General features: G+C 58.9%; 16 protein-coding genes. 8 read left to right on the top strand and 8 right to left on the bottom strand.

What is annotated here, in order from left to right:
- Positions 1-10 precede the first annotated feature (10 nt).
- Positions 11-661 carry an aminotransferase class IV gene (locus DUD43_RS03750; protein WP_153229208.1) on the top strand — a complete coding sequence of 217 codons (651 nt, stop codon included), beginning with the start codon at positions 11-13 and terminating at the stop codon, positions 659-661.
- On the opposite strand, the gene DUD43_RS03745 is transcribed toward DUD43_RS03750, so the two are convergent.
- A complete protein-coding gene (locus DUD43_RS03745) occupies positions 638-1,438 on the bottom strand; it encodes a ThiF family adenylyltransferase (protein ID WP_153229207.1) in 801 nt (266 codons plus the stop codon). The two genes, DUD43_RS03750 and DUD43_RS03745, sit on opposite strands and share 24 nt — an antisense overlap.
- 252 nt (positions 1,439-1,690) lie before the next feature.
- Between DUD43_RS03745 and DUD43_RS03740 the strand changes: the two genes are divergently transcribed.
- The 5 genes from DUD43_RS03740 to purU all read left to right on the top strand — a co-directional run bounded on the left by DUD43_RS03740 (position 1,691) and on the right by purU (position 5,640).
- Positions 1,691-2,362 (top strand): gamma-glutamylcyclotransferase, encoded by a 672-nt coding sequence (locus DUD43_RS03740; RefSeq protein WP_042483350.1) that lies wholly within the window; start codon positions 1,691-1,693, stop codon positions 2,360-2,362.
- A 9-nt stretch (positions 2,363-2,371) separates the two neighbouring features.
- The gene (gene pdxH, locus DUD43_RS03735) at positions 2,372-3,004 is read left to right on the top strand and encodes a pyridoxamine 5'-phosphate oxidase (RefSeq protein WP_153229206.1); all 633 of its coding nucleotides are present in this window, start codon (positions 2,372-2,374) and stop codon (positions 3,002-3,004) included.
- 39 nt (positions 3,005-3,043) lie between these two features.
- Positions 3,044-3,556 (top strand): flavin reductase family protein, encoded by a 513-nt coding sequence (locus DUD43_RS03730; protein ID WP_153229205.1) that lies wholly within the window; start codon positions 3,044-3,046, stop codon positions 3,554-3,556.
- An 88-nt stretch (positions 3,557-3,644) separates the two neighbouring features.
- The gene (locus DUD43_RS03725) at positions 3,645-4,760 is read left to right on the top strand and encodes an NAD(P)/FAD-dependent oxidoreductase (protein ID WP_153229204.1); all 1,116 of its coding nucleotides are present in this window, start codon (positions 3,645-3,647) and stop codon (positions 4,758-4,760) included.
- Positions 4,761-4,785: 25 nt separating this feature from the next.
- Positions 4,786-5,640, top strand: a complete 855-nt coding sequence (gene purU / locus DUD43_RS03720; RefSeq protein WP_221080299.1) for a formyltetrahydrofolate deformylase — start codon at positions 4,786-4,788, stop codon at positions 5,638-5,640.
- A 316-nt stretch (positions 5,641-5,956) separates the two neighbouring features.
- On the opposite strand, the gene ggt is transcribed toward purU, so the two are convergent.
- Together ggt and DUD43_RS03710 are read right to left on the bottom strand one after the other, a co-directional pair.
- Complete coding sequence (gene ggt / locus DUD43_RS03715) at positions 5,957-7,702, bottom strand: gamma-glutamyltransferase (RefSeq protein ID WP_153229202.1); 1,746 nt, start codon at positions 7,700-7,702, stop codon at positions 5,957-5,959.
- A complete protein-coding gene (locus DUD43_RS03710; RefSeq protein WP_153229201.1) occupies positions 7,699-8,580 on the bottom strand; it encodes a LysR substrate-binding domain-containing protein in 882 nt (293 codons plus the stop codon). The genes ggt and DUD43_RS03710 overlap by 4 nt, the downstream gene beginning before the upstream one ends.
- A 272-nt stretch (positions 8,581-8,852) precedes the next feature.
- On the opposite strand from DUD43_RS03710, the gene DUD43_RS03705 reads away from it, so the two are divergent.
- Positions 8,853-10,046: an acyl-CoA dehydrogenase gene (locus DUD43_RS03705; RefSeq protein ID WP_153229200.1), complete on the top strand. Its 1,194-nt coding sequence runs from the start codon at positions 8,853-8,855 to the stop codon at positions 10,044-10,046.
- Between the two features lie 261 nt (positions 10,047-10,307).
- Here DUD43_RS03705 and DUD43_RS03700 read toward each other — a convergent pair whose 3' ends face one another.
- Positions 10,308-10,754 carry a MaoC family dehydratase gene (locus tag DUD43_RS03700; protein WP_153229199.1) on the bottom strand — a complete coding sequence of 149 codons (447 nt, stop codon included), beginning with the start codon at positions 10,752-10,754 and terminating at the stop codon, positions 10,308-10,310.
- A gap of 445 nt (positions 10,755-11,199) precedes the next feature.
- Between DUD43_RS03700 and DUD43_RS03695 the strand changes: the two genes are divergently transcribed.
- Positions 11,200-12,015 (top strand): alpha/beta fold hydrolase, encoded by an 816-nt coding sequence (locus DUD43_RS03695; protein WP_080723729.1) that lies wholly within the window; start codon positions 11,200-11,202, stop codon positions 12,013-12,015.
- A gap of 66 nt (positions 12,016-12,081) precedes the next feature.
- Here the strand turns inward: DUD43_RS03695 and DUD43_RS03690 are convergent, their stop codons facing one another.
- From DUD43_RS03690 to DUD43_RS03675, 4 genes are all read right to left on the bottom strand, one after another.
- A complete protein-coding gene (locus DUD43_RS03690) occupies positions 12,082-13,107 on the bottom strand; it encodes an L-threonylcarbamoyladenylate synthase (protein WP_153229198.1) in 1,026 nt (341 codons plus the stop codon).
- Positions 13,100-14,281, bottom strand: a complete 1,182-nt coding sequence (locus tag DUD43_RS03685) for a 5-(carboxyamino)imidazole ribonucleotide synthase (RefSeq protein WP_194273492.1) — start codon at positions 14,279-14,281, stop codon at positions 13,100-13,102. Before DUD43_RS03685 ends, DUD43_RS03690 begins: the two co-directional genes overlap by 8 nt.
- A gap of 15 nt (positions 14,282-14,296) precedes the next feature.
- Complete coding sequence (gene purE, locus DUD43_RS03680; RefSeq protein ID WP_009455126.1) at positions 14,297-14,809, bottom strand: 5-(carboxyamino)imidazole ribonucleotide mutase; 513 nt, start codon at positions 14,807-14,809, stop codon at positions 14,297-14,299.
- A gap of 146 nt (positions 14,810-14,955) precedes the next feature.
- A complete protein-coding gene (locus DUD43_RS03675) occupies positions 14,956-15,837 on the bottom strand; it encodes a phosphoribosylaminoimidazolesuccinocarboxamide synthase (protein WP_009455127.1) in 882 nt (293 codons plus the stop codon).
- Between the last annotated feature and the right edge of the window lie 139 nt (positions 15,838-15,976).

Raw genomic sequence — 15,976 nt, 5'->3', positions numbered from 1 at the left:
AGGCAGCATCATGAGCCAAAGCAAACCTGAATTGATAGAAACCTTGCGGGTAGACGCGGACGGCCAGATCCCCCTGCTGGAACTGCACCTGGAACGCGTGGCGCGCAGTTGCGCGGAACTGGGCTACGACTGGGACGCCCAGACCTGGCTGCAAGCCATGCATACGGCGCTGGGCCAGGCTCCCGTCAATACTCCCTTGCGGCTACGCATTCTATGGAACGCAAAAGCCAGTGCGAAGGCCGAGGCACAGGCCTTGCCCGCTCTGGAAGGGCCTTTGCAACTGTGCCTGTCCAAGACTCCTCTGTCTGCCCAGGACCGCCTGCTCTCGCACAAGACCACGCATCGCCCCTGGTATCAGGAAGCCGCTGCCCTGCTGGAAAAGCATCCCCAACTCTTTGATGTGATTTTTCTGGATACGCAAAACCGGGTTTGCGAAGGCAGCCGCAGCAATATCTATATCCAGGATGAGCAGGGTCATTGGTGGACGCCACCTGCACAAGGCTGGCTCCTGCCTGGCGTGCAACGACAGGCGCTTCTGAATAGCGGTCTGGCCCGTGAAACGGAGCTTTTTCTGGATGACTTGCTGCATGCACGGGCGATTCGTGTTTCGAACGCCCTGCGCGGCTGGCAGAACGCCTTACTGGTTCAGGATCCGGTTTAAGGCGTAGTCAGCGGCCTGCATCCCCATGCTGGCCGTAATCGTCACCCCGGAACCATAGCCTGCACAGGCCAAACCTTGCAGGGCACCATCGTCAGCCTGGGTCCAGTTTTGTGGCAGGCGGGTTTCCTGCTCGAACCACAAGCAATCCACCCCCATGCGGGGCACACGCTTCAGGGCACGGCCCTGGGCATCGCTGCCACGCGCGAAGCCATGCTGCTTGCGCAGAATCTGACGCAGCTTGCCCAGTAGCGCATCGTGGCGTGCCACCGACAAGTCTCCCCGGCGCAAAGTCAGCGGGTCGGTCTTGCCACCTGCCCCGCCACAGCTCAACAGAGGCACCTTGCAACGCTTGGCCTGCAAGATCAGGGCGATCTTGGCGCTGGCCTGGTCGGTGCAATCCAGAAACACGTCCGGGCGCTGCTCCATCAGGCTGGCCGCATTGTCCTCGGTAACAAAGTCCTCGATCAATTGCAGCTGGCAGTGCGGGTTGATCTGCGCAATGCGCTGGGCCATGGCTTCAATCTTGGCCATCCCCAAAGTGCTGTCCAGAGCCGGCAGCTGGCGGTTGATATTCGATTCGGCAATATTATCCAGATCAATCAAGGTGATCCGGCCCACGGCAGAACGGGCCAGAGCCTCCACCGCCCAGGTTCCCACGCCCCCGATACCCGCCACCATCACATGGGCGGCCGCCAGACGCTCGCGCGCTCCGGCTCCATACAAACGATCCAAACCGCCGAAACGGCGTTCGGCATCCATGTTGTGCTGCTCTGTCATGCAATCTGTCCATCACCGGCCCATGCGGCCAAACCCGTTAATTCTACGTCTAATTGCCCCTGCCCAGCCCGTGAAACGGGCCTTATGCTCTGGTGGCTTGACTGTGCTCTGCCAAATAGCAACACTCATATAAGCAAATTAGTATTTTTCCTTAGTTATCAGCATCAAAGCCCGCTACAGTGGACTGTGCTTGCTCTACAATTGTCATAGGTTTCAAGCATCTGTGATTTTGGCTTACCACCCCTTTTTGCCGTGAACATCGATTCTATTTCCGCATCGCCTTCCGCCGTACCCACACCGTGCAGCTTTCGTGTCCTGACTGACGAAGAGCGCAACGCCTCTTTGCGTCAATCTCTGGAAGAGGCGCAGTGGTGTGAAAAACAGGACCTGTGGGTCTATGGCTACGGCTCCCTGATCTGGCGTCCCGATTTTGAATTTGCCGAGCAGCGCCAAGCCTTGCTGCGTGGTTACCACCGGGCGCTGTGCTTGTGGTCACGCATCAATCGCGGGACACCCGAGCAGCCCGGTCTGGTCTTCGGGCTGGATGTAGGCGGTTCCTGCCGCGGCATGGCCTTCCGTATTCCCGCCGAAAGCGTACCAAAGGTCTTCGATGCCCTGTGGCTGCGCGAAATGCCCAGCGGGGCCTATATTCCCCGCTGGTTGCGCTGCCGCACCAGCCAGGGCGATATTCGGGCCCTGGTCTTTACCATGAACCGCAAGACCGACGCCTACGTACCCCGTATGCCGGACGAACAGCTGCGGCAAGTGGTGTACTCGGCCCAGGGAACCAACGGCCCTTGCATCGAATACGTCATGGAAACCGCCTCGGCGCTGCAACGCTCTAAAATTCTGGATAAACGCCTGCAATCAGTGGTTCAATTACTACAGAGCCAGACTGCACTGCTTAATCCTCAACAAGCCTGAGAGCGCCCCATGTCCCTTGCCGATTTGCGTAACGAATACGAACGCTTTTCCCTGAGCGAAAACGAACTCTGTGCCGATCCCCGCCAGCAATTCCAACGCTGGCTGGATCAGGCGATTGAACTGAAGGAAGTCGAACCCACGGCGATGACGCTGGCCACCGTGAACCCAGAAGGCCGCCCATCGGCGCGCGTTGTCCTGCTCAAGGGTTACGACGAACAGGGCCTGGTATTCTTTACGAACTACCAGTCTCGCAAGGGCACGGATCTGGACCACAACCCCTGGGCCAGCCTGTCTTTTTTCTGGTCCTCCATGCAGCGCCAGGTGCGCTTTGAAGGCCGCATCAGCCGCATCAGTGCGGCCGAGTCCGACGAATACTTTCACAGCCGTCCTCTGGGCTCGCGCATTGGTGCCTGGGCCTCGCCGCAAAGCCAACCCATCAGCCGCGCAGAGCTGGATGCCCGTACCAAGCAGTACACTGAAAGCTTAGGTGAACATCCCGCCCGCCCTGAACACTGGGGTGGCTTCCGACTGACTCCTGACCACGTCGAATTCTGGCAAGGCCGTGCCTCGCGCCTGCACGACAGGCTGGTGTTCGACCGCAAGGACCCATCTGACTGGCAGGTGAGCCGACTGGCTCCTTAAGACGTTCCCTTGGGGACGCCTGCCCTCAGACTTGATGCAATGACTGTTTTTTCTTCTACCTTCGATAGCGACTTCTTCCGTTCGGCACTGGGCCGTTTCGCCACTGGCGTGACGGTCGTGACCGGATCCAACAAAGACCATCCGGATCAGGCCATTGGCCTGACCGTCAGTTCCTTTAACTCTGTTTCCCTGGACCCGCCTCTGGTGCTGTGGTCGCTGGCCAAGCGTTCCCAGTCCCTGCCCCACTTTGTGGACGGCGAAGGCTATGTGATTCACGTGTTGGGAGCCAGTCAGCTATCGCTGGCCAAGCGCTTTGCCTGGGGCGACCAGGCCGAGCGCTTTCTCGATCACCCCACCAAACGCTCTCCGCATGGCTTGCTGATGCTGGACGACGAGCGTTGCAGTGCCTGGTTCGAATGCAAGCCTTATGCCGTGCATGAGGCAGGCGACCACCTGATCTTTATCGGTGAAGTCACCCACTGCGAACGCAGCGCCCACCAGCCCCTGATCTACCATGCGGGCGACTTTGACCTGACTCCTTCCCTGGCGTGACGGGGTGTTGCAACGCGCCCCTGACGACGACTGCATGGCGGGAGTACACTACGCCTTTTGCTCCAACGCGCCGATAAGGTCCTGATTCATGGCAAACGATGTCGATTGCATAGTGCTGGGAGCGGGGGTCGTGGGCTTGGCCTGCGCCCGACAAATGGCCCAGCAAGGCATGGAGGTTCTGCTGATCGAGCAAACCGCCAGCATCGGCAATGGCGTCAGTTCACGCAACTCCGAAGTCATACACGCGGGCATTTACTACACGCCGGGCAGCCTGAAGGCCCGCTTGTGCGTAGAAGGCAAAGCCCGGCTGTATGACTACTGTCAGGAACACCATGTCGACCACGCCCGTTGCGGCAAGCTGATTGTGGCGACCACGCCCGAACAGGAAGCCGACCTGCTGAAGTTGCAGGCCCAGGCGCGCGCTTGTGGTGTGAACGATTTGCAGTGGCTGGATGCCGCTCAAGCCCAGGCTCTGGAGCCGGCCTTGAATTGCAGCGCAGCCCTGCTCTCGCCTTCCACCGGGATTGTGGATACCCATGCCCTGATGCTGGCCCTGCAAGGCGATGCAGAGAACCACGGTGCCCAGCTGGTCTTCAATACGCCCTTTGTCAGTGCGCGTGTTCTGCCCGGACAAGGTTTTGAGGTCCACGTCGGTGGAGCAGAACCTTTCAGCCTGACGACCACCCACCTGATCAATGCCGCCGGTTTGGGTGCTGTCGCCGCTGCACGCCAGATCGACGGGCTGGATGCCAGCCATATCCCGAACGCCTATCTGTGCAAAGGCAGCTATTTCTCTTTGGCAGGCCGTTCCCCCTTCAAGCACCTGATCTACCCCATGCCCAATAAAGCCGGGCTGGGTGTGCATCTGACGCTGGACCTGGCCGGCCAAGCCCGCTTTGGCCCGGATACGGAATGGGTACTGGACGAGAACTACGATATGGACCCGCAGCGAGGCCAATCTTTTTACGCCGCCGTGCGCGAGTACTGGCCCGCTTTGCCCGATAACAGCCTGAACCCCGCCTATAGCGGTATCCGGCCTAAAATTGTGCCCGCAGGCCATGCGGCTGCCGACTTTGTCTTTTCGGGTCCCGCCGAGCACGGCATACCCGGACTGCTGAATCTGTTCGGCATCGAATCCCCCGGCCTGACCGCGTGTTTAGCGATTGCACAACACAGCCAAGAAACCCTGGCCCAGGCAGCTTAAAAACTTTTCTGAAATCTTTACAATACTGTCGATGAACGATTACATCTTGACCCTATCCTGCCCGGATCGTACCGGCATTGTCCACAACGTATCGGGCTGGCTGCTTGAGCAGAACGGCAACATTCTTGAGGCACAGCAGTTTGGCGACGCCGCCACCAACCGCTTTTTCCTGCGCATCCAGTTTTCCCTGCCCGAAAAGCAGGATGTGAACGCGCTGCAAACCAGCTTCGCCCCCATTGCTGAAAAATTCAGCATGGACGCCAATATTTATGACGCCCAGCGCAAAGCTCGCCTGCTGATCCTGGTCAGCCGCCAAGGCCACTGCCTGAACGATCTGCTGTTCCGCGCCCATAGCGGCCAACTGCCGGTGGAAATTGCTGCCGTTGCCTCCAACCATACCGACCACGCCGGTCTGGCTTCTTCTTACGGCATTCCTTTTCATCACCTGCCCGTGACACCGGAAACTCGCCCCGAGCAAGAGCAGCAAATCATCGACCTGGCTCGTGATCTGAAGATTGATCTGGTTGTGCTGGCCCGCTACATGCAGATTCTGTCCACCAATCTGTGCCAGTCCCTGTCTGGCCGCGCGATCAATATTCACCACAGCTTCCTGCCCAGCTTCAAGGGTGCACGCCCCTACCACCAGGCACATGCTCGCGGTGTGAAGATTATTGGTGCCACCGCCCACTACGTGACGGCTGATCTGGACGAAGGCCCGATCATTGAGCAGGACGTGGAACACGTCACCCACTCGGTCAGCCCAGCTGAGCTGACCCAAATCGGTAGCGATGTAGAGTCTCTGGTTCTGGCCCGTGCCGTGCGCGCCCACGTTGAACATCGCATCTTGCTGAACGATCAGCGCACTGTGGTGTTCCGCTAAGCGACAGAATCAGGTCTGTCTCAAGACCTAAAAAAGCCCTCAAGGCGTGGATCTATATCCACAGCATTGAGGGCTTTTTACTGGCCGCCTTTTTTCAGAAGCTAGACAAGCTGAGCCTGTTAGCTACTTGGCAATTAGCTCTACCAGTGTCTGCCAGCCATCGGCTGCTGTCTCTGCCAATCCCCAACGAGTAGCTGCTTCAAATCGCCAACAGCCTCTTCCGAATGCTGACGGCTTACCCAAGTCCACCATGCGCTTGCAGCATGTCTCGTAGGCAAGACCAATGTGTACCTCGGTACACGGCTACAAGCTCTGCTTATTGCCCTAACGCCAAACCTTCACGTCGTGGGTCTACCCCGGCCTCCAGTCCTTCCTGGGTCCAGCGAATCACATGCGTACCGCTGGGAAAGGGCTGCTCACGTACCTCGTGCCCCATCGCCCTTAAAGCCTGTGCCTGCTCCGTCACTGCGGTTCCTGCCTCCAGCTCGGTCGCCCAATTGCGACTACCGTAATGTGGCAGGCTGACAGCTTCTTGCGCATCCAGATTCCACATCAACATGCCGGTCAGGGCCTGAGCCACGTAAGGAATGATGGCACTGCCTCCGGGTGAGCCCAAGGCAATTACAGGGCGACCATCCTGCATCACCATCATCGGTGCCATGGAACTACGTGGACGCTTGCCGGGCTCCACCCGATTCACGGACAGGCGTCCCATCTCGTCCTTGGGACTCAAGGCAAAATCCGTCAGCTGATTGTTCAGCAGGAAACCATGCACCATGATCTTGCTGCCAAAAGCAGACTCTACCGACGTGGTCATGGACACCACCTGCCCCTTGGCATCCGCCACGGACAGATGCGTGGTGGAAGGCAGCTCGGGCGTGTTGTCGCTTGCGGCTTGTGAGTCAGCCAAGGGCTTGCCCGGTTGGGCGTGCTCCATGGATCGGTCTGGCTGAATCAAGGCGGCGCGGGATTTCAGATACTCCGGAGCCAGCAAAGCCTGCTGTGGCACAGGCACAAACGCCGGGTCAGCCACCCAGGCATCCCGATCCGCAAAAGCCAAGCGCCCCGCTTCAGAGAAATAATGAATCGCTTCCACAGATTGCGGCTTCGCATCAGCAATGGGCGTGTGCTGCAAGATACCCAGCATCTGCATCACACTGATGGCACCCGAGCTGGGTGGCGCCATGCCACAGAGCGCCACTTGCTGCCAGTCCATACAGAGGGGTTCGCGACGCAGCGCACGGTATTGCGTCAAATCGGACACCGCCAGATCGCCCGCAATCGGATCGGCTGCAACGGCGGCCACCATATCCTGGGCAAGTTCACCTTGATAAAAAGCCTGTGCGCCCTGTCTGGCCAAAAGGCGCAGCACCTGCGCGTACTCCTTGTTCTGCAAACGATGGCCGACTGGCCAGGGCTTGCCCTGTTCGTCCAGAAAATAGTCCCGTGTAGCGGCCTTTTCTGCCAGCTCAGGATTATCAGCAATCAAGGTATTCAGACGCGGGCTGACTTCAAAGCCGACCTCGGCCAGCTCAATCGCCGGATCAAACAAGTTCGCCCAAGGCAGCACGCCTCCGTCTTTATGCATCAACTCCAGCGCGCGCAATAAACCCGGCACACCTACCGAACGACCACTATTGACCGCCTGCTTGAAGGACATGGTTTTACCGTCCAGCTCGAATCGATTCAGACTGCTGGCCGCAGGCACAGTTTCCCGCCCGTCATAGCTCATCAGGCCGGTCCTGGGCTGGAACATCAGTAAGAAGCCGCCACCGCCAATCCCGGAGGACTGTGGTTCGACCAGCCCCAGCACCAGTTGGGCGGCAATAGCCGCATCCACCGCACTGCCTCCCTGATCCAGAATGCGCAAACCAGCCTGTGTCGCCAAAGGATGCGCCGTCACCACCATGCTTTTCCGGGTGAGCAGTTTGTCACGCTGCATGACACTGCTGGCGGCTTCCGGATTCAAATGCTGGCTGGCTACTTCCCTAGCATGCGCAGGTAGCGCCAAGGCCAGGGTCAAGGCAGCCGACAACAAAGCCGGTTTCCAGTGCAATCTCATGTGTTCTCCTTTTCGTGCTCAAGCAGCCATTGTTCCAGCAAAATTACCGCCTCGCTGGGCTCATTGGCCGTGGGATAACTAAAAAAATAAGCCTCGCTGACGGGCATGGCGTGTTCTTGCGGCATGATCAGCTCGCCCTGCTCCAACGCCTGCTGCACCAGAAAACGCGGCATCAAGGCCACACCCATGTCAGCATGCAGTGCTGCCATCACCAGACTGAACAGCTCATAACGCGGGCCGGAACTGACACGCAGATCAGGCTCCAGACCGGCGGAGCGATACCAGTCCGACCAGCTATCGGGGCGTGTGGACATATGCAGATGAACCAGCTTTTGCCAGTCACCACTGGCGGCCAATTTGGGTGAGCAGACCGGCACCAGTTCGCCTTCATCAAACAGCTTGATGCCCTCGGTTTGCGGCCATAACTGCCGCCCATGATAAATGGCGGCATCAAAGGGGTGGTCACCAAACTGAAACGGAGTGGTACGCACGGACAGGCTGACCGTGATATCCGGATAGCGCTGGGAGAAACGCGCCAGGCGCGGCATCAACCACACCGTGGACAAGGTAGGCAGCACCGCCAGATGAATGCTGCGGCCCACACCGGCGCGCGCAATCAGGCTGAAAGTGTCTTTGCCAATCTGCTCCAGATGGTGGCGGATACGGGCGGCATAATCGCGCCCCGCCGGAGTCAGCACCAAACGCCGCCTCACCCGTGTCAGCAAGGTCACGCCCAGGCGTTGCTCCAGGCCGCTGACCTGCCGATACACAGCACTATGCGTCAAAGAAAGCTCCTCGGCCGCACGGGAAAAAGTCCCCAAGCGGGCCGTAGCCTCAAAGGCCTGTAATGCGCCCAAACTGGGCACGCCTTGTCTCATAGGTCTCCCTCTTGATTCTGCCGCCTCAGCCCCGCCCATTCAGCGCAGGGCCGGATCGTTACGCCAGCACACGACATTGTGCAATTTTATCAATTGCCTTGTGCGCTTTATGCACACTATGCTGGGACTTTAGCCTGATATCGCCTGCCTGAAGATGCACAAGCTTTCCCACGTTCAGCGATACTTGGCCTGCTCTTTCCCTGTTTCCAGACCGATGGCGCCCTTGCTGGCTCCACCTGATTGACCGTCTTTGATCTTCCCGGAGTACCTCTATGTCTGACAATCCCTCTTTCCATTGGGACGACCCCCTGCTGCTAAATCAGCAGCTGAGCGATGAAGAACGTATGGTGCGCGATGCCGCCCACGCCTATGCGCAGGAAAAGCTCTTGCCGCGCGTGCTGGAGGCCTTCCGCCACGAGCAGACCGACCCCGCCATCTTTGCCGAAATGGGCTCGCTGGGCCTGTTGGGAGCCACCATTCCCGAAGCCTACGGTGGTGCCGGTCTGAACTACGTCAGCTATGGTTTGATCGCCCGCGAAGTGGAGCGTGTGGACTCGGGCTACCGCTCCATGATGAGTGTGCAGTCTTCCCTGGTCATGGTGCCGATTTTTGAATTTGGCAGCGAAGAGCAGAAACAGAAATACCTGCCCAAGCTGGCCAGCGGACAGTGGATTGGCTGCTTTGGCCTGACTGAACCCAATCACGGTTCGGACCCCGGTGCCATGGAAAGCCGCGCCGTGAAAGTGGACGGCGGCTATCGCCTGAGCGGCAACAAGACCTGGATTACCAACTCCCCCATCGCCGATGTGCTGGTGGTCTGGGCCAAGGTCGTGGGCGGCGAAGATGACGGCAAGATCCGTGGCTTCATTCTGGCAAAAGGCATGAAGGGCCTGTCCACCCCAGCCATTCACGGCAAAGTCGGCTTGCGCGCGTCCCTGACCGGCGAAATTGTGATGGCCGATGTGGAAATTGCAGACAGCCAGATGCTGCCCCATGTCTCGGGCTTGCGTGGCCCCTTCACCTGCCTGAATTCGGCCCGCTTCGGGATTGCCTGGGGCGCCTTGGGTGCCGCCGAATCCTGCTGGCACACCGCCCGCCAGTACACCCTGGATCGCAAGCAGTTTGGCCGCCCCTTGGCTGCCAATCAGTTGATCCAGAAAAAGCTGGCCGATATGCAAACCGAGATTACGCTGGCGCTGCAAGGCTGCCTGCGTCTGGGACGCATGAAAGACGAAGGCACGGCGGCCGTCGAAATCACCTCCATCATGAAACGCAACTCCTGCGGCAAGGCACTGGATATTGCCCGACTGGCGCGCGACATGCTGGGTGGCAACGGTATCTCTGACGAGTTCGGCATTGCCCGCCACCTGGTCAATCTGGAAGTGGTGAATACCTACGAAGGCACCCATGACGTACACGCCCTGATTCTGGGCCGTGCACAAACCGGGATTCAGGCTTTCTTCTAAAGCAGACCAAACAGGGCAAAGCCAGAGGCTTTGCCCTGGTGCATTCAGAGCCTGATTAACTTCATAAATGAAAGATAGTGGAAGTCCATCCCCCATCTGCCTCCATGGTTTTTACCGCCGCGCCCCAAAGGGGAAAGCATCTCTTCAGAAGCAGCGGGCAAAAAGCGTAGCGTGGGGGTTCTTTCCAGTCGCGGGGAAATATTCAAGATAAAAACAACCCCTGCGAAATCGGCCAGCCAAAGATAGAGTGTGGTGATCTTTTTATTCTTGTTCGGACTTCAACTCAAACATGCTGGTCGCTTCCATCTCCAGCACCAGCTCATCGCGCTGGTTGAACACATTCCAGTTCCAGCGAATGATGCCCAGATCTGAACGGCTGCTGGACACACGCTTGGATGCCACCGTGGCCTCCAGACGGATGGAGTCACCGGCCCGCACAGGCAAGACCCAGCGCAGACGTTCCAGACCCGGCGAGCCAAAGGACTCGGAATCGTGCAAGGCAGAATCCACGGCCATGCGCATGGCTTTGCCACAAGTGAGCCAACCGCTGGCGATCAAACCGCCCCAATGGCCTGCTTCGGCCTGCTTGTCGTCGATATGAAAAGACTGCGGATCATACTTCTGGGCGAAATCCAGCATCTCTTCGCGAGTCACAGGAACAAGTGGGTGCTTGATAAGCATACCCACTTCAAATTCAGCAAATTTCATGTTGTTGTACAACGCAAAAAGCCCCCACGCTGCGCCTTCGGCTTGCTGCCCCCCGAGGGGGAGTTTTGCCTTGGGGCGGCCCGGCGACAAAAAAGCCCCCACGCTGCGCCTTCGGCTCGCTGCCCCCCGAGGGGGAGTTTTGCCTTGGGGCGGCCCGGCGACAAAAAAGCCCCCACGCTGCGCCTTCGGCTCGCTGCCCCCAAAGGGGGAGCTTTCACCTTGGGACGGCCCGGCGGCAAAAAAAGATCGAGAGCGCCACTCTACCATCTCTGTCAAAATTTGCAGCCCCCGGCGAAAAGCGGCTCAAAACAGCAGCAAAATGTCCACATCAAGGATCAGCTGGGGCACGCTTGTGCGTCGCGGATCAATCTATGGCATAAAGAGGGTTTCCCGATTACCAATTACCTGAACGCCCGGTTTGTTCAGGGCTATGCACACCAAGGCTATGACAACACTCGATTCATCTTTGCAATTTGCGAGCCTGACTCAGGGCACCCAAGCCATCGAGCTGGAATATCAACGTATTGCCCCCGAGCGTGAAACCGCCCCCTTGCTGGTGTTCCTGCACGAAGGTCTGGGCTCCATTGCCATGTGGAAAGACTGGCCGGCGCAGTTGTGTGAACAAACCGGCTGCAGCGGCCTGATGTACTCCCGCTATGGCTATGGCCGCAGCACCCCGCGCCCGGACAATAGCCCCAAAGAGCCGGACTACCTGCATGAGCAGTCGCTGGAGGTGCTGCCCCAATTGCTGGAGCAACTGGGTGAAGACGGCAAGAAGCGCCCGATTGTGCTGGTTGGCCACAGCGATGGTGGCTCGATTGCCCTGCTGGCGGCCAGCGGCTTTAGCGACAAGCTGCAAGGCATTGTGGTGATGGCCCCGCACCTGTTTGTAGAGGATATTTCCTTGCGCGGCATTCTGGTCGCCCGCGAAGCCTACGAGCAAGGTTTTTTACGCGAACGTCTGGGCCGCTATCACGATGATGTGGAATCCGCTTTCTGGGGCTGGAACGCCACCTGGACAGATCCCCGGTTCCGCGACTGGAATATTGAAGAGGACGTCAGCCGCATCACCTGCCCGATTCTGGCCATTCAGGGCGTGGATGATGAATACGGCACGCTGGAGCAAATCCGTCGCATCAAGGAGCTGGTGCCGCACACGGAGCTGCTGGAGCTGGAACAATGCGGTCACCTGCCCTACCGGGATAAGGAAGCGCAGGTGAACCAGGCGATTGTGGACTTTCTGAAGCGAACAGCCCGCTAAGCAGCGAACTCACTCAGTCCCTAAGCTCAGTCCTTAAAGCACACACGCGCCTACTGAACAGCAGCCTTACTCAAAGGCTGCTGCGGCTCGGCCCAGGCGGTCATTGACCGCCTGCCAATCTGGCGTATCCGGGCAACGCTGCACCCAAATATGCTGGTACTGGCCTTGATCCAGGCGACGCAACATGGCGTACAAATCCTGGGCATAAAGCTGCGCATCCGGGCTGCACACATACCAGTCGTGCACATCTGCCGAAAAGGGCGGCAAAGAGGCAAAGGCAACAATGGCCTGCTTGCCCCCTTCCGCCAAAGCAGCCTGCACCGCAGGCGCACTGTCTTCATCAAATAAAGACAAAGGGGTACGAGGCGCATAATGCGCTTTCAAACTGCCCGAAACCTGTGGGGCTTGTTGATCCGGACTAGCGGGTTCGTAGCCGATGACCTCGGCAATCATGGCCGCACTGATATGGCCAGGCCGCAAAAGTACGGCACCCACACCCTGATGAGTACGCGACACGTCCACAATAGTGGACTCGATGCCCACTTCCGACGGGCCCGCTTCCACAATCAGCAGTTCCTCTGCACTCATGTCCGCAAATTCATCGCGTACATGGCTGGCAGCCGTAGGCGATACCTGACCAAACTTGTTGGCCGAAGGCGCCGCCACACCGGCCTGACCGCCGGGCTTGAGTTCCGCCATGCGCTTGAGCAAGGCTTGAGCCACCGGATGGGAAGGACAACGAATACCAATACTGCTTTGCCCACCACTGACCGTATCCGGGATAGCAGGATTGCGCGGCAGGATCAGCGTCAAGGGACCAGGCCAGAAGGCATCCATCAATTGCTGCGCCACAGGCGGAATATCTGTCACCCAGTAACGCAGGTCAGCACCGGGGGCCACATGCACAATCAAGGGATGATTCGCAGGACGGCCCTTGGCCTTGTAAATCAACTGCACCGCAGCCGGGTTTTCCGCATCAGCGCCCAGACCGTAGACCGTCTCGGTCGGAAAGGCCACCAGCCCCCCTTGTGCCAGCACACGGGCGGCTTGCTCTATCTGCTGCTCGGAAGGGCTGGAGGGGGTATCAGTCATGGTCAAAAGCGATGTGCAAAGCGGCGGCAGCTCGGGCAGTGCGTTCGCGCACTTGCTGATCCGACTCGCCCACAATATTCACGTGGCCCATCTTGCGGCCAACACGGGCCTCGGCCTTGCCGTACAGGTGCAAGGACACGCCAGGCACAGCCAGCAAGGCAGCCCAATCAGGCTCACGCATCTGGCCTTGTTCGTCAAACCAGATATCGCCCAGGATATTGAGCATCATGGAAGGACACAAAGCGCGGGTATCACCCAGAGGCAAGGCCGCCATCACGCGGGCCTGCTGTTCAAACTGGCTGGTGACGCAGGCGTTCATGGTGTAGTGACCGCTATTGTGCGGACGGGGAGCCACTTCATTGGCCAGCAAACGGCCGTCTTCCAGAATGAAGAACTCCACACACAACACACCCACGTAATCCAGCGTGCGGGCGATAGCGGCAGCCGCCTGCCGAGCCTGTTCGGACAAGGCATCGTCCTGAAACTGGGCACTGATAGTGGACACGGCCAAAATGCCATCGCGGTGCTCGTTACGGGCACATGGGAAAGTTTTGACCTGATCGTCCAGGCCACGGGCCAGAACAACCGAAATTTCGGACTTCAAGGGTTGCAGAGCTTCCAGCACACAGGCCTGGGAACCGAACTCCTTGAAGGCAGCCAACGCCTGTTCACGGTCTGCCACACGTGCCTGACCCTTGCCGTCGTAACCAAAGCGCGCTGTCTTCAGAATGCCGGGGAACAAGGCGCTGTCAGCAGCCTGCAAATCATCGAGGCTTTCAATGGCGGCATAGGGAGCCACCGGCACACCGGCCTGCGAAATAAAGGCTTTTTCACGAATACGATCCTGGACAATGCCTACGGCATCACCGGACGGGGTGACTCGTGTGTGCTGAGCCAAAGTCAGCAAGGACTGCGCCGGTACGTTCTCGAACTCGGTACTGACGGCTTGGCACAAGTCCCCCAGACGGGCAAGCGCTTGTGCGTCATCGTAGGCCGCACAGATATGCAGATCGGCCACTGCACCAGCAGGGCTATGGGTGTCCGGGTCCAGCACGGCCACCTTGTAGCCCAGGCTTTGGGCGCTATGGCAGAACATGCGGCCCAGTTGGCCGCCTCCAATCATGCCCAGCCAGGAGCCAGGGACCAGAAGGGCAGCATCAGTCATGGGGGTCATCATCACAAAATAAAATCAGGCAGTAGCAGGAGGAACACGCATAGCTCGGGCAGCCTCGGTCTGGCGGGCACGGTACGCAATCAGTTTTTCAGTCAGCACGGCATCGTTGACGGCCAGATTGGCAATCACGTGCAGCGCGGCATTGGCGGCACCGGCTTCGCCAATGGCGAAGGTGGCAACCGGCACGCCCTTGGGCATTTGCACAATCGACAGCAGGGAATCTTCACCGCGCAAGTAGCGCGAAGGCACGGGTACACCGAACACGGGCAAGTGTGTCAGGGCGGCCAGCATGCCGGGCAAGTGAGCGGCGCCGCCTGCACCCGCAATAATGGCTTTCAGGCCACGGGCGGGAGCCTGGGCACCGTAATCCACCATATCAATCGGCATGCGGTGGGCAGAGACCACACGGCACTCATAGGACACACCAAATTCGTCCAGAATGGCCACGGCCTGGCTCATGACATCCCAGTCGCTGGAGGAACCCATCACAATGCCCACTGTGGGAGCCGCAGGAGTTTGTACGCTCATCAGAGATACGCCCTAAAAGGAAGAAGGCGCCATGCTGCCAGGCGCCTTGGTAAATAGAAAAACAGCAGGGTCCATCCCAACACGACCCTGCTCAGGACGAGCAGGCAGCTCGTTTACGTCGAGTGCCTGTCCGGACTGCAAACCGTTCACGCCGTCAGGCGTTCCAGGGCTTCACGGTACTTGTCAGCGGTGCGCTCGGCCACTTCAGCAGGCAAGCGAGGAGCCGGTGGCGTCTTGTCCCAAACCTGGGTTTCCAGCCAATCGCGCACAAATTGCTTGTCGTAGGACGGTGGGCTGATGCCTTCGGCATAGCTGTCGGCTGGCCAGAAACGCGAGGAATCCGGAGTCAGCACTTCGTCCATCAAATGCAGTTGGCCTTGATCGTCCAGACCAAATTCAAATTTGGTGTCGGCAATCAGAATGCCACGGCTGGCGGCGTAGTCAGCGGCTTCGGTGTACAGACGCAGAGTCACATCACGGATTTGCTCGGCCAGCTCCTGACCGACTTCCTTGACCACGTGGGCGAAATCCACGTTCTCGTCGTGCGAGCCCATTTCTGCTTTGGCAGCCGGTGTAAACAGCACGTGAGGCAGCTTGGCAGCTTGCTTCAGGCCAGCGGGCAAGGTGATGCCACAAACCGCGCCGGTCGCCTGGTAGTCTTTCCAGCCCGAACCGATCAGGTAACCACGAGCCACGGCTTCCACCATGATGGGCTTCAAGCGCTTGACCACCATGGAGCGGCCTTCCACTTGGGCGCGCTCTTCAGGCGCCACCACATCAACCGGGTTCACGCCCGTCGTGTGATTAGGGATGATGTGTGCCAGCTTGTTCAGCCAGAACTCGGTCATCTGCGTCAAGACAGCGCCCTTGCCGGGAATGGGGTCGTCCAGAATCACATCGAATGCCGAAATGCGATCACTGGCCACAATCAACAACTTGTCCTCACCCACCGCATACATGTCCCGAACTTTGCCGCGCGCGAGTAGCGGCAAGGAGCTCAGGCTGGATTGATGTAAGGGCTCTTGCACGATTTCATCCTTAAAACGAAAACATCCCGCTGACTATGGATGCAGGCGGGACGACAATCCCGGCGCCTGCGGCACCGGGCAAAGACGCGGAGACCGGGGCGGGCAGTCGTGCTGCCCACTCCTGCTCCGCCTGACAAAT

This window comes from Alcaligenes faecalis, from assembly GCF_009497775.1.
GTDB classification, from domain to species: domain Bacteria; phylum Pseudomonadota; class Gammaproteobacteria; order Burkholderiales; family Burkholderiaceae_B; genus Alcaligenes; species Alcaligenes faecalis_D.
The sequence above is the reverse complement of the archived record's forward strand: the minus strand, read 5'-3'. Positions and strand labels throughout refer to the sequence as shown.